This window comes from Sphingobacterium sp. ML3W (genome assembly GCF_029542085.1).
Taxonomy (GTDB): Bacteria; Bacteroidota; Bacteroidia; order Sphingobacteriales; family Sphingobacteriaceae; genus Sphingobacterium.
On record NZ_CP107036.1, the window covers coordinates 303,551 to 329,307 of the forward strand.

Annotated in this window: 22 protein-coding genes; 6 read left to right on the forward strand and 16 right to left on the reverse strand. The window is 38.6% G+C overall.

The window, feature by feature from the left end; translation table 11 throughout:
- Positions 1–28 precede the first annotated feature (28 nt).
- Entirely contained in the window at positions 29–2,272 is a 2,244-nt protein-coding gene (locus OGI71_RS01320) for a GH92 family glycosyl hydrolase (protein WP_282253501.1), read from the forward strand.
- Positions 2,273–2,352: 80 nt separating this feature from the next.
- On the opposite strand, the gene OGI71_RS01325 is transcribed toward OGI71_RS01320, so the two are convergent.
- The 3 genes from OGI71_RS01325 to OGI71_RS01335 form a co-directional block, all read right to left on the reverse strand.
- Positions 2,353–2,895 carry a GNAT family N-acetyltransferase gene (locus OGI71_RS01325; RefSeq protein ID WP_282253502.1) on the reverse strand — a complete coding sequence of 181 codons (543 nt, stop codon included), beginning with the start codon at positions 2,893–2,895 and terminating at the stop codon, positions 2,353–2,355.
- A 40-nt stretch (positions 2,896–2,935) separates the two neighbouring features.
- A complete protein-coding gene (locus tag OGI71_RS01330; protein ID WP_282253503.1) occupies positions 2,936–3,439 on the reverse strand; it encodes a YfbM family protein in 504 nt (167 codons plus the stop codon).
- 93 nt (positions 3,440–3,532) lie between these two features.
- Entirely contained in the window at positions 3,533–3,766 is a 234-nt protein-coding gene (locus OGI71_RS01335) for a hypothetical protein (protein WP_282253504.1), read from the reverse strand.
- Positions 3,767–4,063: 297 nt separating this feature from the next.
- Between OGI71_RS01335 and OGI71_RS01340 the strand changes: the two genes are divergently transcribed.
- The 3 genes from OGI71_RS01340 to OGI71_RS01350 all read left to right on the forward strand — a co-directional run bounded on the left by OGI71_RS01340 (position 4,064) and on the right by OGI71_RS01350 (position 6,329).
- On the forward strand, positions 4,064–4,567 hold the full coding sequence (locus OGI71_RS01340) for a hypothetical protein (RefSeq protein WP_282253505.1): 504 nt from the start codon (positions 4,064–4,066) through the stop codon (positions 4,565–4,567).
- Positions 4,568–4,596: 29 nt separating this feature from the next.
- Positions 4,597–5,475, forward strand: coding sequence for a hypothetical protein (locus tag OGI71_RS01345; protein ID WP_282253506.1), 879 nt, complete (start codon positions 4,597–4,599; stop codon positions 5,473–5,475).
- Between the two features lie 107 nt (positions 5,476–5,582).
- The gene (locus OGI71_RS01350; RefSeq protein WP_282253507.1) at positions 5,583–6,329 is read left to right on the forward strand and encodes a WG repeat-containing protein; all 747 of its coding nucleotides are present in this window, start codon (positions 5,583–5,585) and stop codon (positions 6,327–6,329) included.
- A 104-nt stretch (positions 6,330–6,433) separates the two neighbouring features.
- Here the strand turns inward: OGI71_RS01350 and OGI71_RS01355 are convergent, their stop codons facing one another.
- The 5 genes from OGI71_RS01355 to OGI71_RS01375 form a co-directional block, all read right to left on the reverse strand.
- Positions 6,434–7,534: a glutaminyl-peptide cyclotransferase gene (locus OGI71_RS01355; protein WP_282253508.1), complete on the reverse strand. Its 1,101-nt coding sequence runs from the start codon at positions 7,532–7,534 to the stop codon at positions 6,434–6,436.
- A 264-nt stretch (positions 7,535–7,798) separates the two neighbouring features.
- Entirely contained in the window at positions 7,799–9,304 is a 1,506-nt protein-coding gene (locus OGI71_RS01360; RefSeq protein ID WP_282253509.1) for a SusD/RagB family nutrient-binding outer membrane lipoprotein, read from the reverse strand.
- Between the two features lie 11 nt (positions 9,305–9,315).
- Positions 9,316–12,672, reverse strand: coding sequence for a SusC/RagA family TonB-linked outer membrane protein (locus OGI71_RS01365; RefSeq protein ID WP_282253510.1), 3,357 nt, complete (start codon positions 12,670–12,672; stop codon positions 9,316–9,318).
- A gap of 30 nt (positions 12,673–12,702) precedes the next feature.
- Positions 12,703–13,731, reverse strand: coding sequence for a FecR family protein (locus tag OGI71_RS01370; protein WP_282253511.1), 1,029 nt, complete (start codon positions 13,729–13,731; stop codon positions 12,703–12,705).
- Between the two features lie 44 nt (positions 13,732–13,775).
- Positions 13,776–14,306 (reverse strand): sigma-70 family RNA polymerase sigma factor, encoded by a 531-nt coding sequence (locus OGI71_RS01375; RefSeq protein WP_282253512.1) that lies wholly within the window; start codon positions 14,304–14,306, stop codon positions 13,776–13,778.
- A 201-nt stretch (positions 14,307–14,507) separates the two neighbouring features.
- Between OGI71_RS01375 and OGI71_RS01380 the strand changes: the two genes are divergently transcribed.
- On the forward strand, positions 14,508–15,257 hold the full coding sequence (locus tag OGI71_RS01380) for a DUF72 domain-containing protein (RefSeq protein ID WP_282253513.1): 750 nt from the start codon (positions 14,508–14,510) through the stop codon (positions 15,255–15,257).
- A gap of 12 nt (positions 15,258–15,269) precedes the next feature.
- Here the strand turns inward: OGI71_RS01380 and OGI71_RS01385 are convergent, their stop codons facing one another.
- From OGI71_RS01385 to OGI71_RS01405, 5 genes are all read right to left on the reverse strand, one after another.
- Positions 15,270–15,602: a hypothetical protein gene (locus tag OGI71_RS01385; RefSeq protein WP_282253514.1), complete on the reverse strand. Its 333-nt coding sequence runs from the start codon at positions 15,600–15,602 to the stop codon at positions 15,270–15,272.
- A gap of 11 nt (positions 15,603–15,613) precedes the next feature.
- A complete protein-coding gene (locus OGI71_RS01390) occupies positions 15,614–15,934 on the reverse strand; it encodes a hypothetical protein (RefSeq protein WP_282253515.1) in 321 nt (106 codons plus the stop codon).
- 49 nt (positions 15,935–15,983) lie between these two features.
- Positions 15,984–16,298, reverse strand: coding sequence for a hypothetical protein (locus OGI71_RS01395; RefSeq protein WP_223582393.1), 315 nt, complete (start codon positions 16,296–16,298; stop codon positions 15,984–15,986).
- Positions 16,299–16,657: 359 nt separating this feature from the next.
- Positions 16,658–17,665, reverse strand: a complete 1,008-nt coding sequence (locus tag OGI71_RS01400) for an alpha/beta hydrolase (protein WP_282253516.1) — start codon at positions 17,663–17,665, stop codon at positions 16,658–16,660.
- A gap of 26 nt (positions 17,666–17,691) precedes the next feature.
- Positions 17,692–18,747 carry an L-dopachrome tautomerase-related protein gene (locus OGI71_RS01405; RefSeq protein WP_282253517.1) on the reverse strand — a complete coding sequence of 352 codons (1,056 nt, stop codon included), beginning with the start codon at positions 18,745–18,747 and terminating at the stop codon, positions 17,692–17,694.
- Positions 18,748–18,943: 196 nt separating this feature from the next.
- Here OGI71_RS01405 and OGI71_RS01410 point away from each other — a divergent pair, with 196 nt between their 5' ends.
- Positions 18,944–19,252, forward strand: coding sequence for a hypothetical protein (locus OGI71_RS01410; RefSeq protein WP_282253518.1), 309 nt, complete (start codon positions 18,944–18,946; stop codon positions 19,250–19,252).
- A gap of 37 nt (positions 19,253–19,289) precedes the next feature.
- Here OGI71_RS01410 and OGI71_RS01415 read toward each other — a convergent pair whose 3' ends face one another.
- The 3 genes from OGI71_RS01415 to OGI71_RS01425 are packed head-to-tail and all read right to left on the reverse strand — an operon-like array spanning position 19,290 to position 25,671.
- The gene (locus OGI71_RS01415) at positions 19,290–20,435 is read right to left on the reverse strand and encodes a TlpA disulfide reductase family protein (protein ID WP_282253519.1); all 1,146 of its coding nucleotides are present in this window, start codon (positions 20,433–20,435) and stop codon (positions 19,290–19,292) included.
- Positions 20,436–20,473: 38 nt separating this feature from the next.
- Positions 20,474–22,024 carry a RagB/SusD family nutrient uptake outer membrane protein gene (locus OGI71_RS01420; RefSeq protein WP_282253520.1) on the reverse strand — a complete coding sequence of 517 codons (1,551 nt, stop codon included), beginning with the start codon at positions 22,022–22,024 and terminating at the stop codon, positions 20,474–20,476.
- A gap of 17 nt (positions 22,025–22,041) precedes the next feature.
- Entirely contained in the window at positions 22,042–25,671 is a 3,630-nt protein-coding gene (locus OGI71_RS01425) for a SusC/RagA family TonB-linked outer membrane protein (RefSeq protein WP_282253521.1), read from the reverse strand.
- Positions 25,672–25,757: the final 86 nt, after the last annotated feature.

A 25,757-nucleotide genomic window follows, 5' to 3' on the forward strand; every position in this document is an offset into this window, starting at 1 on the left:
ACACAGATTAAAAGAAGCTATCTACACTATGAAATATATGAAATACCTGGCATGCGCAGGTTTATTGGGAATACTGAGCTGTGCCTCACAGCAGGATTCGGCTGAAGGTTCCTATGCAAAATCGGTCAATCCTTTTATAGGGACAGATTTTACGGGTAACACCTATCCCGGAGCACAATCGCCCTTTGGTATGGTACAATTGAGTCCGGATAATGGATTGCCCGGTTGGGATCGTATTTCGGGTTATTTTTATCCCGATAGCACGATTTCGGGCTTTAGTCATACCCATTTAAGTGGGACGGGAGCTGGGGATCTATATGATATATCGTTTATGCCAGTTACATTGCCTTATCATGAAGCCGCGGCACCTTTGGGTATTCATTCCAAGTTTTCGCATCAAAACGAACAGGCATATGCGGGGTACTATAAAGTAAAGCTGACAGACTATAATATCGATGTAGAACTAACGGCAACCCCACGTTGTGGTATCCAACGTTATACATTCCCTGACGCTCAATCGGCTATTTTTTTGGATTTAAAAAAAGCAATGAACTGGGATGCCACGACAGATTCATACATCGAGGTGGTCGATTCAGTCACTGTACGCGGCTACCGGTTTTCAGAAGGTTGGGCCAGAGGGCAACGTGTCTATTTTGAAACCCGATTTTCAAAGCCGTTTACTGCAGTTCATATAGACAGCTCGGCAATACAGTCAAGTGTTGATAGCATAACAAAAACGACCAAACGTATTGGTACGGCTTTTAAAGCACGTTTTGATTTTAAAACATCTACTGGTGAACAAGTAACGCTCAGTACAGCCCTTTCGGGGGTAAGTATGGATGGCGCTTCCAAAAACCTGAAAGCTGAGGTGCCAACAGATGATTTTGATCACTATTTAAAACAAGCTGAAAGTAGCTGGAATAAAGAGCTTGGTAAGATTGCTATTCAGACTGTAGATAAAGAAGCTAAAGTAAAGTTCTATACAGCATTGTACCATTCGATGTTGGCTCCAACTATATTTGGAGATGTAGATGGCGCTTATTTTGGCGCGGATAGAAAAATACATCAGGCCGAAGGTTGGACCAATTACAGTACTTTTTCGCTTTGGGATACCTACCGTGCTTCACATCCTCTATTTACTTATCTTGATCCAAATCGGGTAAATGATATGGTGAAATCATTTATTGCATTTTACGAACAGCATGGTCGCTTGCCGGTATGGAATATCTATGGCAGTGAAACCGATATGATGATTGGCAATCATGCAATCCCAGTTATTGTGGATGCTTATCTGAAAGGAATAGGTGATTTTGATGTCAATAAAGCACTGGAAGCTTGTGTAGCAACAGCAAACATAGACAACTACAGAGGTATTGGATTGTATAAAAAGCTGGGTTATGTACCTTATGATGTTGCGGATAAACACAATGCAGAGAACTGGTCTTTGTCACGCACACTCGAATATGCATTTGATGATCATTGTATTGCGGTTATGGCGGATAAGATGGGGAACAAGGCGGTGGCAACTACGTTTTTTGCAAGAGCAAAAAATTATAAAAATGTCTATAATTCCGCAACATCATTTATGCAACCCCGTGACAGTCATGGTGCTTTTGTAAAGCCATTTGATCCAGAAGAATACAGTGCACATATCTGTGAAAGCAATGCTTGGCAATACTTCTGGTCTGTTCAACATGATATCCCGGGATTGATTGATCTCGTTGGCGGAAATGAGCGCTTTGGGCAGAAATTGGATAGTATGTTTACCTTCCATCCATCAGACACCAGTAAACTGCCTATCTTCAGTACGGGCATGATCGGACAATATGCGCATGGAAATGAACCAAGTCATCACGCTATATATTTGTTTAATGCGATTGGGCAACCATGGAAAACACAGCAATATGCTGCTGAAGTGATGGAAAAACTCTATCTAAATAATCCGTCAGGGTTAAGTGGGAATGACGATTGCGGACAGATGTCTGCTTGGTATGTATTCAGTGCGCTGGGTTTTTATCCAGTAGATCCAGTGAGCGGAAGGTATGAAATCGGTACACCATTGTTTGAACATAGCGAATTTAAACTTGCGAATGGGAAAAAATTTACTATTAAGGCAAATCACGTAAATAAAACCAATATTTACATACAGTCGGTTACTTTGGATGGAAAGCCTCTTGAAACAAGTTATATCACACATGAGCAGATCATGTCTGGAGCTACCCTTGTTTTCCAAATGGGAAGCAAACCTGGTCCGGTGTGGTACAAAAAATAGTCAGAAGCGATATCATTGTTTTTGTCGAGAGAACCTCCAATAAGTTAACAGTTATTGGAGGTTTTTAGCGAATAGCAATACTATTCAAGGTTTTTATAAAAGTAGGTTGTACTACAGGGGGCACCATTAGGAAAAAGTGCATAATTTGGAATGTTTCCCACGACCTTCCAGCCACGTTTTAAATACAAAGCATAAGCAGGGCTATCTGTTACAGTATCTAACACCAGTAGTGATTTTCTCATTTTTTTCGCAATTAATTCAAGATGTTGCAATAGATTTTCCGCTATACCAAGACGTCGAAAAGCGGAATGCACCAACATTTTTGCCACGTCCGCCCGATGAGGCTGATTTTGTGGAAGGTCTATTTGTAATTGCACGGTTCCAACGATCTGGTCCGACGAGGCGTCTTTTGCAACAAGAAGCACTGTTTTTTCTTGCTGGACCTTTGCCAGGACATTGTTCCAGAATTCACTTGCTTTTTCTTCGCTTAAGGCCTGCATAAATCCCACTGAGGCCCCTCCTTGGACAACATCCAATGTTAATGCCACCAAGTCAGAAACGACTGTGTTATTTACTTCCTTTAATTCTTCAATGTGGATACTTCTCTTATCAGAGATATGCATAGTTATTTTATGGTTTTTATTGGCGTGAAATAATTGCTTTTTAATTGAGAAATAGGATTACTGCTTCATGATGCAGGGCGGCCATCTGATAAAATGTTTTTAGGTCTTCGAAGTATTGAAGAAGATAATCTAATGCATTTTCATCATCCCAGATATCTGGGTATATATCTTTTTCAAGCATGGTGGCCGAGTCAAAACGTTGCGTTAATTCATATATAGAAATTTCCTGTAACGCTAAATCAATCTGTCTAGTTTGTTCTATATCTGTATAGGTTGCTGGACCATATCCCATGTCCTGATTGCGATCGATGTCATTGGGACCAACTAATAGCCAGCATAACGGTGGAGCGGCTTGATCGTATGTGCCGATTGATTCTCCTGTCAATAAAAAGAAAATACCTTCCCAAGCTTTATCAATATCTATTAAATTGTCCAAATGTATAGCTTCTTTGCTATATACCATTTTTCTTAATGAATGACTATCAGTGAGAAAACTATTCAATGTTTCCAAATTGACCCGCAGGAAATTTTGTATCATGCTCATGATCTTTCGATTTTGGTTGACTGCTTTTTATTTTCTGTTTTACAGAAGGATGTAACACTGTTGATTGTATTGAAAATATGACCTGGAGAAATATTAATTATTGCTCCGTGTAAATGCAAAATAAATAACATATAGCCAGCCTAAGATGCCATGAATCAGCGCCCAGAGAATAGACTTGTTGCGATCCCAAGAAGTAACGACGGCAATTACAGAACCAAGTCCAATTCCGGATTGCGTAATTGTTTGGGTCGTTGAACGGCTAATTTCTTGTCCGAAAACCATGCTCGACATTCCGACGAACATGATCAATAAAGCTAGTTGTTTCATAGTGTTTTATTCAGTTCTTTTCGTTTTTGATTCCTCATCGATTTTCTTGATTCGTCTAAAATTAACGGTCTTCTAATCTAGTCTATATTCTTTTTCTAAGTTCCGTAATTCTTCCTTAAGAAACAAGCTGTTGCCCTTGACTAGTTTTACAGTATTTGCTAATCGGGTAATTATCGGTGCTATTGTTTGGGGTAAAATTGTACCCAAATGATAGCGAATCTTAAAAAACATGCAACGAATATTAACTGTCTTAAAGAGCCTGTTTTGAAAATACGTTATTTGTTAAAAAATAGAGATATGAGAATTATTATTTTGACATTAATCATCAGTACATTCGCATTGACATCCTGTGGTGGTAATTTGGACTTCGGATATAATGAGAAGATTGCCGGTCTTTTCTATAGTTGTAAAGAAAAGTTGGATGAAAGCTACAATAAATTGTTGGAAGGAGAATATGATGCGGATAAAACGGATGAATTATCCTACGAAATGAAGCTAAAAGAGGTACAGGCGCTGAGCAGCTATGTCAAAGGAATAAAGAGTGAAGTCAATGCATTAAAGCCTAGTGAAGCGGCTACAGGCTTCCATTTGACTACAATAGCTTACATGACGAGAATTGCGGATGGTTATGGTACGTTGTTGGTCAAATATGTGGATGAGCAGAAAAAAGGTGCTAGACAGGCCTTATTACGAGATATTACGGATGAAAAAGCTAAAATAGCAGTCTTGGCAGATACTTGTTTGGAGAAACAGGTTGAGTTTTTAAATAAGGTGGGGATAAAGGCTGCTGCTGCGCAATAAGATAATCAATGAAACATAATTTTTAGCCAATGAGAACGTGCTTAACAATTGATAAGTTTTATTTAATGTTGGTTTTACTTTTACTTGTTGTATCCTGTAAAAGTAAAGCCATAAAACAAGCTATCAAGCATCCCAATCAACAGGAAACTGTACGACCCGATTGGCTAGCGCATAAGTATGATCGAGTAATGAAGATTGAGGATCGTCAGGTGACACGATTAGAAGGCAATTATCTATTGGATCTGCCATTGCAGTTTAACGCAGATTCAATAGATGTGTTTTATTTGAGCGCAAAGATCCCAATAGAACTTTTCAAGAAGTCTTCGGCGTTTTATCCTGAATTGCAAAAATTCATTCTTATTGTCCCTGATTGGAATTTTTACAGTGAAGTCAGTAAAATGGCTTCAAAAAGTGGAATGTGCGTGGAAGCAGAAACGACAAATTTTTATTACTATATCAGACGGGAAGAGGATAATGTAAAAGTTGATAGCGTCCGGCTTGGGGGACTAGAAAATCCAACGATTGATTTTGCTAAACCTATAGTGCCTGAAAACCTATTAACAGTATATTGGAAGGAAAGCTATGGTTCTGTCTGCTGCCCTCGTGATCCGATGTGGGATGTCGCCGATCAGGATAGCTCTTTTATCCGAGGTTTTGAGGAAAGAAATAAATTCAAGGTAACTATAGGGCGATATATTCAAATGCAAGGAAAAGAGGGTGAAAATAGTATATATTATACATTGCCGGGATTGACAACAGCACAGCGATTGCAATTTTTGCTTGAGAAGCGTGCACAATGGAGATTAAATAGAGAAGCCAAGAAAATGCCACTTTCAACCAAATTGTTTACACCTCAATTGCAGCAGATGATAACAACAGGTTTTAACAAGCTTGAGGAAATGCCGTAGCAGATAAGAAAATAATGTTGAGTCGAAGATTTCCGTTTTTAAAATGTATCTGTTCAAAGTATAGGGTTTATATAACATTTGATAAATAAGCATAATTTTGAAATAGTATGAGAATAAACAATCCATATAAAATTGTAGGCTTAGTGGCAACAATTGTACTTATAGGCGGCTCTTGTCAGGGACAGGAGGCAACCAAAGCTGCTAAAGGAGGTGTTGAAGACACTGTTTTACCTATCGGTCAATTACAGGGAAAGTATAATGCGATAGAAGACATTTGGGAAAATCCAGATACTGCTTACGAACAATTTATACGATTTGATGGCGAAATTCTTGCGACTTTCCATCGGACGGATGCTAATGGAGATTTAGGAACTATTGGCATCATTGATAAGACAGGAAAGGTTATTGTACAACCCAACTATTTCAGTACTACAACAAAACCACATTTTGGCTTTTTTGAAGTACAAGATAGTAAACAACGTGTAGGGTTGGTCAATGAGAAAGGTGTGGTGATCGTTTCGCCAGAATATGAGTCTATCTTTCTGGATGACACTCTTATGGCGATTGATAGTACGATCATCAAAGTAGCGAAAGATGGAAAGCAAGGATTTATTGATTATAACGGCGCTATTGTGGTTCCTTTTAAATATCAGGTTTTGGATGTTGTGGGTAAAAATAGAATCATGTATATGGAATCACCACAGCATTGGGGATTGATGGATTACAACAGCAAAATATTAACCGATCCTGTTTTTACCTTTAGTAATATTTTTGTCGACGGAAAAACGGTGTTGCCACAGGCCGATGGCGAAGAGTATACACTTTATGAAGATGGGAAAATCGTTAAGAAATAATTGTTGTCCTGAAGTAAGAAAGTGCTATTTCCAGAGCGGGAATAGCACTTTAATGAATAAACTGTCTTTATGATTGTGTACATCATAAGCTAACGAGAGATTAATTAATCCAGTAGCTGTATTTCAAATATTTTGTCCCAATTTTTTCCTGTGAGAAAAAAGGTGTTTGATTTTTTATTGTAGGCAATTCCGTTTAATACATCCAGATCAACATGTTGTGTCACATTTTCTCGTAATTTGGAAAGATTTACTAACCCCTCTATAGCACCTGTTTTTGGGTCTATGATACCCATGACATCTTCCATAAAGAAATTAACATAAATCTTTCCTTTTACCCATTCCATTTCGTTTATCTGGTTAACGATTTTCTCATTTGTGGCAACACGGATATAACCAATTTTGGAAAAATCATTAGGATTGAGTATATAGATATTTTCTGAACCATCTGACATATACAAATTTTTACCATCCGAGGTCAACCCCCATCCTTCCATGTTTTTGAAATATGGTAGTGTTTTTATTGTCTTTAATGTTGCCACATCATAGACATAGGCAAGATTGCTTTTGTAGGTCAATTGATATAATTTCCCATTTAATATGGTGGCACCTTCGCCAAATATTGAATCGGCTAATTCGATCTTTTTGATTGGCTTTCCTGTGGTGGGATTGACAATGCGGATACTTGACTTACCTTTATTTCCACTTAACCCAACGCCATTGCCCGTACTTTCCATCAAGTTTTCTCCAAAGAACTCTAACCCTTGTGTGAAAGCTTTGATATCATGTGGGTAAGTATTAACAATTCGGTACTTTAAAATTCGAGGTGGGTTTGATGGCAAATAGTCTATGTTTACTGTGTTTTCTTCGGATTTTCCAGCATTAAATACAACCGCCTTAATGATTTGCTTGCCAAATTTCTCTCGTGATAATCTATATGTTACTTTATTGTTTTCTGTGACTTTAGCAATCGGGTAATCATTGATATAATAAAGGATGGAATCAATTTTTACATTAGGTGTATTTGTAATCTGAAACGATAATTCTTCATTTGTTGTATAATCTTGTTTAATCCCCTCGAAGCTAAAGCTTGGATTATTTTTTGGTAAGTTATCTGGAGACGGCAATGTTGTTTTTTTACCGTTTTCTCCGCATCCTATAAAAAGAGATGCTACTGTTAGCAAAAATAGTGAAGAAGTTGTTTTCATTTTTGTAGAGCTTGAAGATAGTGGGATTTGTTTTATACTTAAAGAAAGATAAAAATAATTTCAAAAGAAACCTAAATCATTGCTGAAAAAGATTCATTGCGAAAAACAATTAAGCTGTTTTGCTCTAAAATAGTCTTGAAGACCTTGTTGCTGGAATTAGCTATACCAAATATGTGGGGAATAGAATCTGGAGCAGCAGTATTTTGGTAATTAGGTTTGAGCGACACGAAATTATTTCGTGTGCTCAAACCTTTATTGTTGTTTTTATTGTTTTTTATCCCACCATACTTTGGACAAAAAGGAATCTCCGTTCTGCATTCTAGAAACAGCGTCTTTGAGATTTGTTTGATTTAATTCAGCCTCCTCGCTGGAGTAAATAGCTCGACGCGGTATCTGTCCATTGGTGGATCCCGGATTTGGACCAGGTGTCAATTTTGGATAACCAGTACGTCGCCATTCGGCAAATGCTTCCATATCTCTGCCAAATAAGCTAATCCATTTTTGAGTAGCGATTTTCTCCATCTTTTGTTCGTCTGTCAATCCATTTAGGTTGATGACATTTTGCTCATAAGATGAAGGGATGGAAGTTAAATTGTACGGAGGAAGGGCAAAGGCAGCTTTGACACCATCTGTAAAGAATGATTGCGCATTTGTACTTGTCGCACCCCAACCTAATAATGCTGCCTCGGCTTTGTAAAAACATATGTCTGAGTAGGTCATTGCATAACTTGGTATTGGAGCAAAATTCAAGCTAAACCATGTTGACTTGTTGGCCGTAGAGTAATTTGCTCTGATCAGTTGAGAAAGTTCGTTATCGGTTAATGCTACTCCAATTCCTTGGTAGGTGATAGCACCGCCTATAGTGACTGGTTCTGCAAGTAGACCTAAACGGGGATCATTATAATCCTTCAATTTATTTACCAATGTGTTGGCTAAGTATCGTAAGTCTGCGCTTCCAGTAGTCATCTGCCGTAATATAGGGTTTTGATTCTCGGCTTGGGCGTTATTGAATGTAGGAACTGCAGCATTATCGCTGTTACTTGAGATTAGCCCAACTGGAGAAGTCATTGCTTCTGTAACGGTTTTTTGCGCTAATGAGAGGTTAGCATAACGCATTCTCATGCCCAATTTTAGTTTTAAGGAGTTTCCGAATTTTTTCCATTTATCAATATTACCGCCATAGAAAAAATCGGAGGAGCCATAAGATTGATCGCCAACGGTGAGACGTGCTAAAGCTGCATCAACTTTTATGACCAGTGCGGGATAGATATCCTCTTGTTTGTCAAACTTAGGGGTTCGGTTGATCTCTCTGCTGTCTTTTGTAATTTCCGAATAGGGGATGTCTCCAAATAGATCGGTTAACCGTTGGTATAGGTAAACTTCATAAAGTTCGGTTATTGCCAGTTTACTTCTACCTTCGGGACTTTCTTCTTTGCCACTGAGCTCCTTTTTTATCTGAATGATGTTTCTGAGCAGAGTAAAATGCTGCGACCATATCAAGTTTTCTGGTCCTTCAAAATAACGCGATACAGGTACTACAGGTCCACCCGCCCAATGCTGGATCCAAGAGCCAAATTTATTGTTTGGAAGTTCTCCCGACTCCTGAAACGTACCATCCCGGAGGATTCTAGCCATAAGCAATGCGGGATCTATTGCTGTCACTGATGTTGGTGGTGTATTTATTTTTTCAAAGTCTTTCGTGCATGCGCTAAATGCTGCAATGGAGACAAGAGCGATAACAAATCTGTTTTTTATCATTTTCGTTTTCATAATTCAGTGTTTTAAAGACCAACGGTAAGGTTAATGCCAAAGGTTCTCATCATAGGTAGGGAAGTGGATTCAATCCCTATGGAGCTATTGTTTACATTGAAAGCAGAAGCTTCTGGAGAAAAACCATCTGTTTTTCGTTGGAAATAGAATAAGTTTCTACCGTATAGACCCAATTTCAATGAATTGATCACGCGATGTGGCATCAGATTTTTCGGGAATGAATAGGAGAGACTGATTTCGCGCATTGCAATATAACTCATATCATTAATCATTTCCTCAGATACCATGACTTCTTTGTCACTAGCTACCATATTCCAATAATCCTGAGCATTCACCTGTTTGCTGTTTTTTGTTCCTGTGCTTGTCCAATTGCCTGCGCCATCTTGTTGTGCAACCATCCCATCAGCGACATAACTACCCTCACGTCCCTGTAACGTTTTTTTGCTCGTACCATAAATTATTTGTTCTCGATTGGACTGTGAGAAGATCACTCCCCCTTGACGAATATCAACAAGCGCGTATAAGTTGAACCCTTTGTATTTTAATGTGTTGCCGAAACCGCCTATCCAATTTGGCTGCGCATTTCCAAGATCTGTTTCCACCCTTCCGGCGGTACGTAAAGGGAGCCCTGTAGTTGGATCAATTAATCGATTTCCATTTTCATCCTTAATCCATGCAAATTGGGTCCCAATAAGCTGACCGAATGGCTTTCCTACTTCGGCGACAACGTTGATTCCTCTATCCGTTGCCAAAAGGAAACTTTCTACACCGGGGTAAAGCGATTCAACCTTGTTGCGGTTTCTATTAAAGTTAAACGTTGTATTCCATTCAAATCCTGATTCGGTTTTGAAGGGAGTGGCCCCTAGTACAAATTCGATCCCTCTGTTACTGATTTCTCCGGCATTGATGCGATTTTTCACGTAAAGACTTGATGGCGCAATCGGTACATCTAGAATCTGATTTTTTGTTTTCGCCTGATAGTAAGTAAAGGATAGCGAAAGTCTATTCTTTAAAAACCTGAGATCTGCACCAGCCTCTATAGACGTGGTCAATTCATTCTTTAAGTTGGGATCAGGGATAATTTCAGTATATGAAGCCATCGGTACACCGCCGTGTGTATATTGATTAAGACTATACGCACCCGTTAATTGGTAGGGGTTTCCGGAGCTACCTGCCTGTGCCCAAGAAGCTCGGATCTTGGCGAAAGACAGCGCATCTGACTGCCATTTGAATGCATCAGATAGCACAAAACTGGAACTTATCGAAGGGTAGAAAAACGAATTGTTATTTTTGGATAATGTAGAAGACCAGTCATTGCGCGCCGAAAAGTCGACAAACCAATAATTTTTATAGCTAAATTGGCCTGAGAGGTATACCGAATTGATTTTTGACTCGATAAGATCGAATATATAGGTATTCGTAGTGGTATTATTGATGACAAAGAGATTAGGTACGATAAACTGATTACCAGCGTTTCCTGTCATTCGCAGATATCGACTTTGATGACTTGCCCCCATATTGGCGCTGAGCTTAATGTTATCCGATAAAGTGAAATTAGAGCTGGCAAGGATATCAAAATTATCTTCACGGGATCGGATAACTTCTTCTCTGATATCGCCTTTTCTGTTTAAGCTCTGATAGGTATTGATCGGTCTATATCGGAATCGCTGATCGGTATAGAAATCAGTTCCTCCTGTCGCTGCTACTTTGAGCCAGGGAGCGAAGTCATAGCTTAGGCGGAGTAATCCAATGATGCGATCGCGGCGATCTTCGTTGTGATTTTCGTGGATTGTCCAAAATGGATTGGCCGTGGAACTATTCGTTGCGTAAGTTTTTTCCAGACCCTCCGTTAAGCCGGAAAAACCAAGCTGCCTGCTTATTTCCTGTGCCGTCCACTTATATTGGGACATGATATCATTCCCTAGGCTTCGTGGTTGACTAATAAATAAATAGGCAGGATTATCGGCTGCATCAGCTAATGTTGGTCTATTGTTTCCTTTTTGAGCGATGTAATTTGCTTTTACATCAATATGAAGTTTGTCCGTAATTTTTGCCTGTGTGCGTAAACCAAAATTATTCCTTTTTAAAGTATTGGTGGGGATATATCCGTTCACATCTGTATTGGCAAAAGAAAAACGATAGTTTATTTTTTCATTTCCGCCGTCTATGCTTAAGTTATTGACAAATTGTTTTTCGGTTTGAAAAAAAGATGCATAGGTATCAGGTTTAGGTGTTAGTTGCAGTACATTTCCATAGGCATCTTCATACGTTTGCCCCTCCATTTTGGCTCCCCAGCTGGAACGTGTTGTACGGTCCCGGCCTGCACTCATTTTTGGGATACCACTGTAACCATTTTTTATGGCATCACTCATGGAAACGATGGTTCCGTCGTCTTTTCGGAAGTGAGTAAATGTGCCGTTAAGTCCTTGACCATATTCATTTTGAAAATCGGGGAGTACTAAACCATTTCCAAAGGAATAGTCTGTACCATAGCTGAAACGTGTTTTACCGGCTTTTCCCGATTTTGTTGTAATCAGAATGACACCGTTGCTGCCTCTTTGACCGTATAGTGCTGCGGCATTGGGCCCTTTTAGGACGGACATGGTCTCAATATCTTCGGGGTTAATATTACCAATACCGTCGCCATAATCTGTTCCACCGGATTGGTTTGGTGCTGAAATGTTTTGATTATCAATCGGTACACCATCGACTACGTAAAGCGGTTGACTATTACCAACAAGTGAGTTGTTACCACGAATAACGACTTTTGAAGATCCTCCAGCACCGGAAGCGGCACGGCTTACTTGCACACCTGCAACCTTTCCCGAAAGTGCATTCGCAACATTTGTTTCTTTACCTTGTGTCAATTCATCTCCTTTTAACTCCGCAACAGTATAGCCAAGGGCTTTTTTCTCCTTTTTAATACCTAGTGCAGTCACAACTACTTCCTGTAGGTTTTCCGATACCGATTCCAGACTGACATTGATGGCAAGCTTATCTCTTTCAGAGATGTTGTAGTCTGTCAGTTCCTTGGTTTTAAATCCGATGGAGGAAATGGTAATCTGGTATCCTTGACCAGCTGGGATCTGATCAAAAGAAAAGGTACCATCTGCAGCGCTAGTCGTTGCCCTTTTGAATTTGTTACCCGCATTCTGGATAGTAACTGTTGCGGAGTATATGGGCTTACCCGCTTCGTCGCGAATGACGCCGTTGATCGCTGCCTGCTGTTGTGCATTAACGATTTGATAACTAGTTGCCAAAAGGCCCATTAGTCCAAGACGTAAACCCCAGTTTACATCAGCACGGATATTGGTTCTTAGCATAAACATGGTTAGTAGGCCATGTTTGGAAGGTAAATAATTGTGCATAATTTATGGATTAAATAAGTAATATATATTTTAATTCTGTACAGTTATAGTAATGTGGTGGAGTTCTTGTATATCTGATAGTATTTTTCGGAAGACGGATGGATCATTTTCATAGGTGCCACTGTAATATTTGTCTTCGATAGCTTCGGAATCAAATTCAAGTTTGATATTATAGTTTTGACTTATAATATGTAGTAGATCTTTAAGGGCTAAATTTTTGAAGATTAGTGTGTTTTGTTTTTCGGAATAAAAACCTCTTCTGTTGAATTTGGAAAAATTCATCCGTTCTTCGGCGATAATTTGAAGTTGTCTATGATCGATGGTTATTTCTTCATTTGGTATAAATTCAAGGAGCAGAGGAGGGGATCCTGTTTTATTTTTTAGACTCTTTAATTGGATACGTCCTTCAAATAATTTGACTTTTGTTTGTGAAGATTTTAGCTCATCTACGCTGAATATTGTACCTAATGCGGTTGTTGTTAAACCAGCGGTATGCACACTAAACGGTCTTGACTTATCTTTGGCAACAACAAACTTTGCCTTTCCTTTTAAATGAATATCACGGGTAGACAGCGAAGAAAAATTATCTGCAAATTTAACTTCCGAATTAGGATAAAGTTCAATTTCTGATCCATCAGGAACATCTATCTGCATCGGCGAATTGCCAGAATTAATATAATAGAAGTTGCTTGGGGATTCCAATTTCGGAGTTTGTTTTTTTGGGGCAGAAGTAATCGTAGGGATATTTGTTGTTGTCTTCCAATATTGAAAAGATTCCCAGCCTAGTGTTCCGACAAGTAAAAGTATCGCAGCATACTTCAGTAGGGCATAGATTTGTTGTTTTGTATCCCTTATCATAATTTTTTTGATCAGGGATTGTTTGATTGAGTCATGCTGTTCAAAAGCTGCATGTTCTTCTATATTGTGCCATTCACTTGCTGGAAGCCAATCATCCAAATTTAGTTGGTTATTATCCAGTGCATTTTGAACCGCTTTAACTTCTTCGGTATTTGCTTCTCCGCGGAGATATTTTTCAACGAGTTCTTTCGTAATCTTCATACATATTGATTACGATTGAAAATAGGATATCCCCCAAAGGAAAATTAAAAAAGATTTAGCATCAGTATGGAGAGCAATAATGCTTTTCTGATCGCTTTTAAGGCAAGGGTAATTTGGTTTTCTACTGTCTTGGATGATATCGAGAGTTTATCCGCTATTTGTTTATGGGATAGATTGGAATAGCGGCTCAACATAAAGATCTGTTTTCGCTTTTCGGGGAATTGATTAATTATATGTTGTAATGTAGTTTCAAGCTGTTTGGCATAGTAATCATCTTGTGGGGAATAGCGCTGAATGAGCTCATTTTCTGTTTGAAGAAGTTTCTTTCTATTATATTCTTCTTTGATTAGATCCAAAATTGTTGTCCTTGCAATACAAAAGATCTGAGATTCTACAGTAGCGTCAATATTCTTTTCATTTAAGTTTTTCCAAAGCTTAATAAATACACGCTGTACAGTTTCTTCGGCTAAATAAGAGGATCTGGTTTTATTGAACGCATATTGGTATACTTTGGTACTCCATTGATCATAGTATCCTTCAAATGTTTGGATATGTAGCAAATAATTGATTCCCATAGTGTAGACTTGGAATCTCTAATATAGCTAAACTAAATGATTTAAGATAAATTTGGACAGCGTTTTTCTAATAGCCAAAACGTTAGTGTGATGAGACTTGTTTCTAAAGAAATCTGCAGTATAACATTTTTACATTTCTCATCATGTTGAAATATTATTTGAAGGCTGAACTATTGCCCTAGTTTCAATTGTTATAGCGTTATGAAGGTTCTATATTTTTCAGGTACAAGCGGAATTCTGTTGCCCTACAGGAACAAAAGCTATTATCCCAAAGATTTAAAGGATAGGAGCAGGCTTGCTGTATATAGTCTGTTGTTCAATTCTTTGGAGGTAAATAGCACGTTTTACAAGATACCCCGCAAGGAGACTGTCGAACGATGGTCTCAGGAAACAAACGATAGCTTTCGTTTTACTTTTAAGCTTTGGAAGGGAATTACTCATCAAAAGGATTTAATTTTTGAACCAAGCGATGTTATTAAATTTTTGGATATTATTAATAGTGTTGATAAGAAGAAGGGGTGTTTGTTGATACAATTACCTCCATCAACCAAATTTTCCTCATTGACCAATTTAGATAAGCTTTTAAGATGTATGGCAACTGATAAACGAAGTTTGGATTGGCAAGTATGCATTGAGTTTCGTCATCAGTCCTGGTATCGCATGGAAACAATGACACTGTTAAATTCTTATGGTATGAATTTGGTATTACACGATAAAGATGGTGGCGGAATAAACATACAGTACACCGGTAGTGATATGATTTATATACGTTTTCATGGACCAAAAGGTGATTATAAGGGGAGCTATGAAGATGCCGTATTATATGAATATAGTGGTTATATCAAAGAATGGCTAGCTGAAGGAAAAGAAGTTTATGTTTATTTTAACAATACCATCGGCGCTGCTATTGCCAATCTCAGAACATTAGAAGAATATATTAAAAGATTATAATATATGGATTGTTTAAAAGATACTCCCACGAATATATTCTTTCCCCATATAACCATCCCAGTTTTCATGGTCACGCATAATGTGGTGATAGACTGTGGCTAGAGCCTGCATCTTAGTGAATAAAGGAATGCCTTTTCGGATACAGTCATAGTCTGTGTAAATCCCGTTGCAATCATTCCATTGAAGCCACTGGAGCAATTCTTGTCGTTCCATAAGTGAGAGTCTATCAAAAAGTGTTTTATCTTTTAAATCTAGCAGCTGATAGCGCCAATCCTTTCGTTGCGACTCCATTGCGATGATTTTGGGTAATTGATAACCGATAATCTGTTTGATGAAAGATTCCATAGTTTGAGCAATTAATTGTTAAACATAAGTTGTATTGGACCATTCGAAATGCTATTAAACTGCTTTTTTGTATGATTGCGCAATATCTCTCTATAGGTATACTCTACGGCTTTTGATTTGCAAAGAGGTTTTACACTATTTTCCATACATTTACTGTCAGTGTAGTTGCCTTTTGGGTTATGCCATTGCAGCCAATCAACGAGTACCTCCCGATCCATCACTTCAAGTCGTTGAAGTAAACCATTTATTTCACTTTCTTTAAGTTGTTCACGCCAATCGGACCATATAGATCGTGATGTGAATTCTCTGTTTGCTTTGAATTTATTTTCCATCGTGTTTTTATACCTTTTTGTCGGACTTTATGTAGACTATCAACTTTATTTAAACTACCAGCTTACTTATAATCGCGTTACCAAGTTTACTTTTCATAAATAACGCAATCTGTTGAAGTAGTTCAGGGCTAACTTCGGGGACTCTTTCCAAGTCTCGAATAAACCATTTTTGAATCACAGGATAATGCTTAAGAACTGGATCAAATTTTACGACTTCAGCCCTAGATGATTTACCTTCAGGATCGTAATATGACCAAAGTACAATAAAGATTGTATGGGGATCCTCATCCGGATAGGGGGTGTGGAAGCGAACAATATCGCCAACATGTAATTCCTTATTGTCAAATCCTTTTGCCTGTTCCATAAAGACCTTGTCTAAAATTGATATTCAAATATACTAAAAATATTAGTTTTATAAAATTTTGTTGAAATTTTTTGCTAAATATATTGTTGGTTAGGGTTAGAGCGATCTAGCTTTATTTCTATTGGCGGGAAACTTAATGATAAAAAAAGAATTTTCTTATCTATTTGATCGGTAGTTGTTTGTGTTTTTAAATGGACAATAAGCAGTTTTTGCAACTGCTTGTCTTTCGTAGAACGTATGACATCTTGTAGCAAAAGTGTTTGAAATGATAATGTTTGGCGGGAATACTTCTCATTATTCAACAAGAATATACAGAAGATTTTTTTGTTGAGTCCCCTTAGACGGAGGAAATGATGCTATCAGTCTTTCAGAAATGAAACAAGGGGTGTGATAAATCGGTCGAAAGCTTCAATATGGGGCAGATGTCCAACGTTGTCGAGTTCGACGAGTTTTGAACCTTTGATTTTTTGTCGTGTTTCCTTTCCTAAATATTGATACAGTCCCATTTTTGCGGCTACTTTAGGATCTTTTACGTTGGCTTTACCGATCGCAGTTCTATCTCGCGTACCGATGATGAGCAGGGTGGGTGTTTTTATATACTGAAATTCATAAACAACAGGTTGAGTAAAGATCATGTCTGATGTTTTGGCATTTACCATGGCAACGATGGAATAATCCTTAGCTTTTGTCCAGCCTGTAAGTAGGTACACCCATTCATCGTATTCCGGCTTCCATTTGTTGTCGTAATAGAATCCGCTTTGGTACTTTTTTGCAGATTCATATCCCGTTTTTAATTCCGTTTGAAAATTTTGGTCGATGGAAGTATAAGGTGCGACAAGTTTCCAGTCTTCCAGCCCAATGGGATTTTCTAAAACAAGTTTTTCCACAGTTTCGGGATACATTAATGTAAATCTCGTTGCAAGCATCCCGCCCATAGAGTGCCCAAGTAAGGCGACCTTATCAAGTCCCAACTTGTCTAAAAGCAATTTTGTATTTTGCGCTAGCTGCTGAAAAGTAAACTGATAAGCTGTGGGTTTCGAAGATTTACCAAATCCAATCTGATCAGGTATTATAACGCGATACCCAGCCGAATTTAGCGCCTGAATGGTTGTTTTCCAGTATGCTCCGTTGAAATTTTTGCCGTGGAGTAGTAACACGGTGTGACCATTCGGTTGTTGCGAGCTGACATCCATATAGGCCATTTTTATTTCTTCACCCTGACTCTTTAAATTTAAGTAATGTACTTCATAAGGGTATTGATAATTATTGAGCATAATATCCAGTACAGGGCGATCTGTCTGTGCGTTTGATAACGAATAGACGAGACTGAGCAGTACAAGAGCAAGCTGTTTTATCAATGATTTCATTTATGTGTTTTTTTAAGTATACATCATCACTTTGGCAACTTTATTTTATAAACCTGATAGGGTAATTCAACTCGGTCTATGCCATTGTTCCATTGCGGATCTCTGGATAGTTGTGCGCATGAAAAGTAAAGATAACCATTACCATCTATACCCAAAGAATCTGGCCATAACAATCTGGGGTCCTGTGTCAATAAATGAATTTGTCCATCTGGACTCAAGTATTTAATACTGTAATCCATTGAGGTCGTCAGATAAATATTACCGTTCCGATCGGCAAGTAAGCCATGTGTGACGCCTACATTTCCCATGTCTTCTACTTTGCCTTGCAGGGCTGATTGGGATAGTGTATCATCAGCAAGGTACTTTGTAGCAATGCGGTATAAGTTCTTTTTATTAATTGGTTTAAAATAGAAATAATTAAAGTCATGACTTAGCGCTATCCCGTTAACGTGAGAGAGAAAGGGGTTACCGTCCTTATAGCGCATGTCTATGCCGGAATAGGAAATGACAACTTGCGGATCAGCTAATGTGAAGGAGCTTTTTTCCAGTACTTTTCTACTATTTCCTGATTGAAGATCAAGAACAATTATTGCGGCCTGACCAGGATCGGAAAGATAAGCTAGATTTTTTTCGAGGTCAATGCGTACATCGTTCAAACCTGATTTCGCTTTGTCAAGATCTTCAAATGTATAGATACGTGCTATTTGATTAATTTTTGTATCGATTTTAAGGAGTTTGAATTGTCCGGTAGGAGATGCACCATCTGGGCCGAAAATAGACCCAGAGGTTGATGGTTTAGAGTCTAATACCCATAAGTTGTCCTGTGCATCCACAAAGATGTCCTGAACGTTTACAAAATGTGAGCGCTCGTCTCCTTGACTATTCCAAGCTTCATTAGGATAGGGGGTGCTTTTACCATCAATGATTTCAGTAAGGGCGTACCGGTAATCTTTGTTTTGTTTAGGAAATGATACGAATAATCTATTTGTCGAAGTTGCGCTGACGCCTATGGGACGGTGGGCCCCAAAAGATGCCGCGACTTCTAGTTTCGGATCTAGAGCGAGTTTTTCTTGTGCTTGCATTGTAGAGCATAATAGATGAGCGAATAGGAAATAAAATAAAAGTCTTTTGAACATATTTGGTATTTATTTGAGATCTGATGACGGTGCTGAATGAATTGTGAAAACCAGTATTCTATTTTATAACTTCTTTTTTACTGTTATTGTTTTATAAGATATTATTATATAAGGGGAGGATAGTCCCGTTAGTTCAGATAGAATGGATCAGATTTTTCATCCTGATCAGGCGTTAACAGTTGGGTATTGGAAAGACGAGGGTATCGGTTCGCCGCGAGGGATAAGGAAAGGCGCGAATTCTATTGCGGGGATAGCTATTGGTGAAAATGGTATTGCTACGTTGGGATCCTCTGCTAGTTACGGTCTCTTGGTAAAAGAAATACTTGATTTTTTTAATACGGGGAGAAGGCCGGTGCAAGCGGCGGCATTAGAGATATTCCGCTTTATGGCGGCTGTACAATGTAGTAAGAAGTCAAATCAGTACGAATCCTCAATGATATATAGTTTTTAACATGCCCCGCTATTTTCTACAGCGGGGCATATTTTCATTATTTGGTTAATTTGACGCCAAATACGGATTCAAGTTTTTCCTCCATCGGTCCACCGCCATTTTCGTCGGATCCTACGCTACTAAACACAATTTTTCCGTCCGGATCAATTAGATATGCGGTAGGAATTCCGCTGACAAAAAAAGCCGATTTTGATAAATTTGTTTTGTCGTGTAGTTGTGGCCATGGATTATTTTCTTCTTTTACCGCTTTCTTCCAGTCGTCAAGCTTTGCGTCAATGGAGATATTGATAATTTCGAAGTTCTGACCCTTTAGCTGTTGATAAACCGATCTGAGCCTAGGAAATGAGATTCGACATGGACCGCACCAAGAAGCCCAAAAGTCAATCAATACATATTTTCCTTTGAGCTTATTGAACGAAAAATCATTTCCGGTGGTATCGGGAAGAACGAAGTTCGCTACAGTAGATCCTATACTGGATCTTTTTTTACTATTGATTTTTTCCTCTACCTGTTTGGCTGCTTTAGTTTCTTTGATCGGAGGAGATAATTTGGAAAAATAGCTTTCTAATTGTGGGAGAGAGAGACTGCTGACCACTCCTAACAGCATAAAGGGCGCATCGGATCCATTAGGATCAAAATATTTTGTAAATAGCGAGTCATTTAATTGTGTTTGACGCTTATAATAATAGTCAATTGCATTATCATAATTGGTAGCTCCTTCTTTCAGTGCATCTTCACCAAATTTAGCTGTTATTTCTTCTCCGATCTTATCAGTAGCGGATTTTTTAGCTTTGGAATAATTAAAATATGCAACTGAACGAGCGGGGCCATTTATTTGAGCTGAAAAGAGATCTTTGCCAAGTTCAAAATCAAGATTCAATGTTCCTGATTTTTCGATAAACAATGGAAATGGGGAATAACCACCTTTTGTTTTGATGTCATATTGAAGGTAAATATATCTTATGTCAGGAAAATCGGATTTAATAAGCATTTGATACTCGCCATTTGAACTGATTTCTGCAGAATCTTGAGACTGATGGCTGTATACATATATTTTATTCAATCCTTTTGTGTCGCCAGTCACTTTTCCTTTTATTTTCAGATCGATCTGAGCAAATAGGGTATTAAATGAGAAGAAAAATAGTGCCACAAGGACTGTTATTATTATATTTTTAGATTTCATGATAAAGTTTAAATTTTAATGTACGATTGATAGACCTATTAATTTAATCCAGCAGGTAGATATGGATCGCTATTGGGCTGTAAATTCCAGCTTGGATTGGCAAGTATGGTCGGATTATTGATCTGTAATGTAAAAAATTTACTGATGATATCCGCTTTGTAGGATTTGTTACCTATGGTATGGATGACCTGCGTTTTCGACCAAGGTTTTCCTTTATCTAGTGCCAATCTCTTGATGTCGAATGTCCGTTGATAGGTGCCAAGCTGCATTTCCCGTCTACGTTCTTTCAGAATTTCCTCTAGTAATTGATCCTGACTAAAAGCCCCGCCATTTGGAAGATCTGTATTTGCGCCTGAATAGCGATATTTGCGCAGGATATTAAGATCGATTAACGCTTGTCCCAATTGGCTTAACCTTGCATTTGCTTCCGCTTTTATCAATAGCAGCTCGGGATAAGTCATTCCCTGTGAAGCGATCATTTTGTTGTCTCTATAATACTTAAGGCGTACACCATCATCATGTTTCACACCGCCTTCAACCACTGAATAGCCCAGCGTTTTGAGCATAAATAGCTTGTATCTCCGATCTGCATTTTTATCAAATAGCTTGATAAATTCTTCCGAAGGATAGGGAGAATAGCTGTAGGGGGTAGGGCGATAAAATAGTTGTTCCCTATTGTAAGTCTGTTTCAGTAAATTATCTTCGCCTAGTAACTCAAGACCAACTTCGGCATCGGTACCAGCTGGTGGAGATGCATTTGGATCTTGTCTATAACTGAATTTATTTAGGTTATAGATAAGATTGTCAGTATTACCTTTGGCTGCAATGGCTTGCGCCCATGCATCATTTGCATATTTGGACATTTTGGTCCAATCTCTTTTGAACATGTATAGCTGTGCTAACAAGGCATTAACTGCTGGCTTACTTGCACGGGTTGGGTTTCCAACGGTATTTGGAGCGCCGGTCAATGCATCGAGCAAATCTTTTTCTGCCAGATTTATAATTTCATTTGTGCTGGCGAGATCGGGATTGGGAATATTAGGTGAACCTGTTGTCCGGTAAGGAAGCACTTTTTGATCATTTTTACCTTCTGGATCGTACATTGGACCATACCCAAGTCCTCCGACAAGATAGGACCAGGCTCTTCCAGCTTTTGCCTGTGCAACAATTATTTTACCCAGATCTGAATTTTCCCCCTTAAGATTTGAAACTTCATCAATGGCAATATTGAATATGCCCGCAGCACGATAGATAGCCCACTCCCATGTGTATTGGGGATCTATCGGATTCGTATAGGGGTAATAAAATTTAAATGCAGCCCAACGATCTACATTCGGGTGCGTACTTTTGTATAGATATATAGCCTGATTTTCACTGATCGTTAGGTTGTCACCCATAAAAGCATAGAAGCAACCTCTGTTGTTGTCTGCATAAAATGAGCTAATGGTATTTGTATTATTCAATAGATTCTCCAGATCTTCGACTTTTGAAGGAATCAACTGTCCAATAGGTTTAACATCCAGGTATTTGTTGCAGGAGAAGGTCGATATGGAGACCAGGCCCAGAGCAAGGTATATTATTTTTTTCATTTCAATTAATTTTTAGGTTAGAGTCCGAATCGTAAACCAATAAATATCTCGCGTGGTAAAGGCAGTGAGGTAAATCCTTGATCTGTTCCTGCCCCAGTACCACCACTTACATTGAATTCTGTAGTTTCGGGGTCTATGTCCACACCTTTGGCCGTAATACGAAATAGGTTTCTGCCCTGGACAAATATTCTTGCGTTGGTAAGACCAATTCTTTTGCTCAGTTTCTCGAGATTATAGGAAAGTGTGATGTCCCTTAATTTGGCATAACTGGCATTACCTACATTGACATCCGCAAAAGGGAAGGAGAACATATCCATATTCCATTCTTCCAAAACGGGATATATTGTATTCTTTTCGTCTCCCGGTTTCCGCCATCTTTCGGCTACATGTCGGTTTTGATAGTTGGATCCACTAAACGTATCCTTCCTATATTTATGGCCTAGCTTTGCTATAAACATAAAAGATAGGTCCCAATTTTGATAGCTGAAGCGATTTGTTAAAGCAAGATCCCATTTTGGTCTAAAGGTCCCCTGATAGACCAAGTCGGTAACTTCAGCATTGCTTGCCAATACAACCTGATTGTCTCTGGTATAAACTTGCGTTTGACCGAGTTCATTAAGACCTGCAAAACGATAGCCCCACAAACCGTCTGAAGGATATCCAGCAACCATGATTCCTCCTGGAGTAGTATAACTACCTGTGTACGGGCGGCTTACATTGTAGTGTTTTACTTTGTTTGCGTTAAAGGAGATATTGGGCAAAATATCCCAGCTAAATTTACTATTTTTGATAGCGTGGACGTTGAGCCCAAGCTCAAATCCATGATTGGTCATTTTCCCTACATTTTTTGTTAGGGAGCTAAAACCTAGAGTCGGATCTGCGGCGTCGGCAGCTAAGAGGTCAGAACTGTTCTTGTTGTAATAATCAAAGCTACCTTCTATCGTATTGTTGAATAAACCGAAGTCTATTCCCGCATTGGCAATATTCGTTTTTTCCCAGCGCAATTGCTTATTGGGAGGCGAGGAGATTCCATAGGAAACTCCACCTGTTGTAGGACTGTAGCTGCCCACGCTCAAAATCAAAAACGGACCATTTCTCAGGGAAATATTTCCATTGATACCATAGGAACCTCTGATATTAAGTTTACTGAAAACAGCTTTATCCCACCATTTCTCGTTACTTAATTTATAAGTTCCTCCAAGCGACCACATCGGTTTGTAGCGGTACTTTTTATCTGTACCAAAGAAATTGGTAAGATCTAGTCGGATACTTCCGCTTAGGATAAATCTATTGTCATATTCGTATGATCCATTGGCATACCAGGATACAAAGCGATTATCTCCATAAGTTAGTGAACCATCGGTCAGCGATACGCCACCATTCGGAAATAGCATATCTGCGTTGTAAATTCCAGCAGTAAAATCTTTGATGTTGACAGGGATAAATGAGCCTGCATTTTCATTATAGCCAGCTCGGGTAGCCAATCTATTGTTGTCAGAGGTGATTTTTCTGATTTCGTTTCCGATTAAGGCGTGCAACAGATGTTTGTTATCGGAGAAGTTTTTGCTATAATTGAGCTGTGTACGAAGCGTCCAGGTTTCATTGATATTTTTGAATTCGTCCAAGATGCTTCCATCGGGAATATAATGATTAGCGGGATTTGATTTGGAGGTACCATCGTTATAGGCGATACGAGCGTTATAGGAGTCTGCCCGTTGGATATTTTTGACATTTGCCGTTCCTTTGACCCAATTACCTCCGACTTCTGCTGTAAGTCCTTCTACGATATTGGCTCTTAGAAACCCGCTCATCCTAAAATTATAGATATTGCTGTAACTGGGCATTTTTCCCATGTCTTCTAAAGGAACATAATCCCAGGACTTCATGCCGGGGGTGTTTTTGTAGGTATTTACCTTATATTGACTGATACCCCATATTGCTGCCGGATTGCCATTGTCGTCCAATAGATTGGTATACGGCATAATCATTGATCCTCCTGAAAAACCAGCTAAAGATTGATAATTGTCACCTGCCAATTCTGGACCGTAAATGGTAGAATATGTAAATGAAGTGCTATTCCCTTTATTATACGTGAAATTGGCAGCAGCTCCAGCGGTTAAGAATGGAAAAAGCTGCCATTCGTTTTTAAAATCGGTGATTAATCGTTTTGAATCATTGTTAATGAGATTGTCCTTGGTCTGTTGATAGTTGACGGAAAAATTATAACTGCTTTTAGGCGATCCGCCAGCGATATTAATGTTATGCTGATGGGTTACTTTATTTCTGAAAAACAGATCCTGGATTTGATCTAAAGCATTGATACCGCGAAGTCCATTGATCTCAGCCATTGCATCTTGATGGCTAATCTTCCCTTCACGCTCTTGCATCAACAGATAGGTCACCCGGCTCATGTTATATGGATCCATCGTTGAGGGACCATTTGGATTTAGGTTGAAAAGGTCTATCTCTGCGTCAATATAGTCCGATGTTGTCGCTTTATTCAGATACTTTAGCTGTGGTTTCTGAATAATATTTACAAAACCTGAATAGCTTATTTTAGGTTCACTATTTTGTCCAGACTTTGTAGTAACAACAATGACCCCATTGGCTGCTCTAGAACCATAGATTGATGCGGCCACGCCATCTTTTAACACCGTTATGCTCGCTATATTCATTGGATTGATATCATCTATTGTTGTTTCGACGGGATAACCGTCAATTACAATCAAAGGTGTTTTTTGTGCATTAAAGGTCGAGACTCCTCTAATTTCTATTTTTCCCGCCTTATCAATTGTTAAACCTGTTGTTTGGCCTTCAAGAGCACTTTTGAGATCTGTCGCTAGTTTTCTTTCCAGTTTTTCACCACTCACATAACTGAAAGATCCAGTGACGCGATCTTTGGGGAGTTTCTGATATCCAGTATTGACTTCCACTGTAGCCTCATTTAATGTCCCCGTTTTTAATGCCAATGTGATGACTCCGAGATTGTTTGTAACTGGGATAGTGATGCTTTCATACCCTATATAGGATATGATGATATTTGTTCCTACGGAAGAATTATCTAAAGTGAATTCTCCATTACTATTAGTGATGGTACCTTTTTTTCTTCCTTGTATCATTACGTTGGCGCCGACAAGTACATTGCCATTTTCGTCAACAACTTTTCCTCTTATTTTGGACTGGTTTTTAAGATTAAGTAGTAGTATTGTTTCTTTTAATTGAATACCACCAATTTCAGACTGACGCTGTTTAACCATGATCATATCTTTCTCCAGTTCGAAAAAAATAGGCGTATTCTTTTCAAGGGTTTTTAATGCCTCTTGTAAAGGGAGATTGTTAAATGAGACAGAGGTACAGGTCAATGGATCAATATTTGGTGCTGCCCATAAATAATGGTAACCCGTCTGAATGTTAATTTCTTGCAGTATCTTTCGGAGACTAACATTTTTTTTATTGATATTGACTCTTTGTGCCATGGTATTGGCCTGGACCCCCATCATCCCTAAAAGTAGTAGTGATGATAAAGAGATTTTCATAAGCGCATTGGTAAATATACGCGATACAGATTTTTCACCTGTACTTTGTTCATCTGTCGGGACTACACAAAAGAAGTCTCCAACATCTTTTTTGGTAAAAAAATGATACATTTGTTACGGTTAATTGATTTTAAATAATGGTAGTTTACGATCCTTTAACTTTATTAAGGGGACGTTGGCGCGTCTCCTTAATCGAT

Bases quoted from the DNA above. Each gene is read 5' to 3' on its own strand.
- OGI71_RS01420 (WP_282253520.1), bottom strand. From the start codon at position 22,024: ATGAAAAAAATAATATACCTTGCTCTGGGCCTGGTCTCCATATCGACC.
- OGI71_RS01395 (WP_223582393.1), bottom strand. From the start codon at position 16,298: ATGGAACAGGCAAAAGGATTTGACAATAAGGAATTACATGTTGGCGAT.
- OGI71_RS01410 (WP_282253518.1), top strand. From the start codon at position 18,944: ATGGATCAGATTTTTCATCCTGATCAGGCGTTAACAGTTGGGTATTGG.
- OGI71_RS01360 (WP_282253509.1), bottom strand. From the start codon at position 9,304: ATGAAAACGAAAATGATAAAAAACAGATTTGTTATCGCTCTTGTCTCC.
- OGI71_RS01415 (WP_282253519.1), bottom strand. From the start codon at position 20,435: ATGAAATCTAAAAATATAATAATAACAGTCCTTGTGGCACTATTTTTC.
- OGI71_RS01405 (WP_282253517.1), bottom strand. From the start codon at position 18,747: ATGCAAGCACAAGAAAAACTCGCTCTAGATCCGAAACTAGAAGTCGCG.
- OGI71_RS01365 (WP_282253510.1), bottom strand. From the start codon at position 12,672: ATGCACAATTATTTACCTTCCAAACATGGCCTACTAACCATGTTTATG.
- OGI71_RS01370 (WP_282253511.1), bottom strand. From the start codon at position 13,731: ATGAAGATTACGAAAGAACTCGTTGAAAAATATCTCCGCGGAGAAGCA.
- OGI71_RS01325 (WP_282253502.1), bottom strand. From the start codon at position 2,895: ATGCATATCTCTGATAAGAGAAGTATCCACATTGAAGAATTAAAGGAA.
- OGI71_RS01320 (WP_282253501.1), top strand. From the start codon at position 29: ATGAAATATATGAAATACCTGGCATGCGCAGGTTTATTGGGAATACTG.
- OGI71_RS01355 (WP_282253508.1), bottom strand. From the start codon at position 7,534: ATGAAAACAACTTCTTCACTATTTTTGCTAACAGTAGCATCTCTTTTT.
- OGI71_RS01345 (WP_282253506.1), top strand. From the start codon at position 4,597: ATGAGAACGTGCTTAACAATTGATAAGTTTTATTTAATGTTGGTTTTA.
- OGI71_RS01335 (WP_282253504.1), bottom strand. From the start codon at position 3,766: ATGAAACAACTAGCTTTATTGATCATGTTCGTCGGAATGTCGAGCATG.
- OGI71_RS01390 (WP_282253515.1), bottom strand. From the start codon at position 15,934: ATGGAAAATAAATTCAAAGCAAACAGAGAATTCACATCACGATCTATA.
- OGI71_RS01350 (WP_282253507.1), top strand. From the start codon at position 5,583: ATGAGAATAAACAATCCATATAAAATTGTAGGCTTAGTGGCAACAATT.
- OGI71_RS01425 (WP_282253521.1), bottom strand. From the start codon at position 25,671: ATGTATCATTTTTTTACCAAAAAAGATGTTGGAGACTTCTTTTGTGTA.
- OGI71_RS01330 (WP_282253503.1), bottom strand. From the start codon at position 3,439: ATGAGCATGATACAAAATTTCCTGCGGGTCAATTTGGAAACATTGAAT.
- OGI71_RS01380 (WP_282253513.1), top strand. From the start codon at position 14,508: ATGAAGGTTCTATATTTTTCAGGTACAAGCGGAATTCTGTTGCCCTAC.
- OGI71_RS01385 (WP_282253514.1), bottom strand. From the start codon at position 15,602: ATGGAATCTTTCATCAAACAGATTATCGGTTATCAATTACCCAAAATC.
- OGI71_RS01375 (WP_282253512.1), bottom strand. From the start codon at position 14,306: ATGGGAATCAATTATTTGCTACATATCCAAACATTTGAAGGATACTAT.
- OGI71_RS01400 (WP_282253516.1), bottom strand. From the start codon at position 17,665: ATGAAATCATTGATAAAACAGCTTGCTCTTGTACTGCTCAGTCTCGTC.
- OGI71_RS01340 (WP_282253505.1), top strand. From the start codon at position 4,064: ATGAGAATTATTATTTTGACATTAATCATCAGTACATTCGCATTGACA.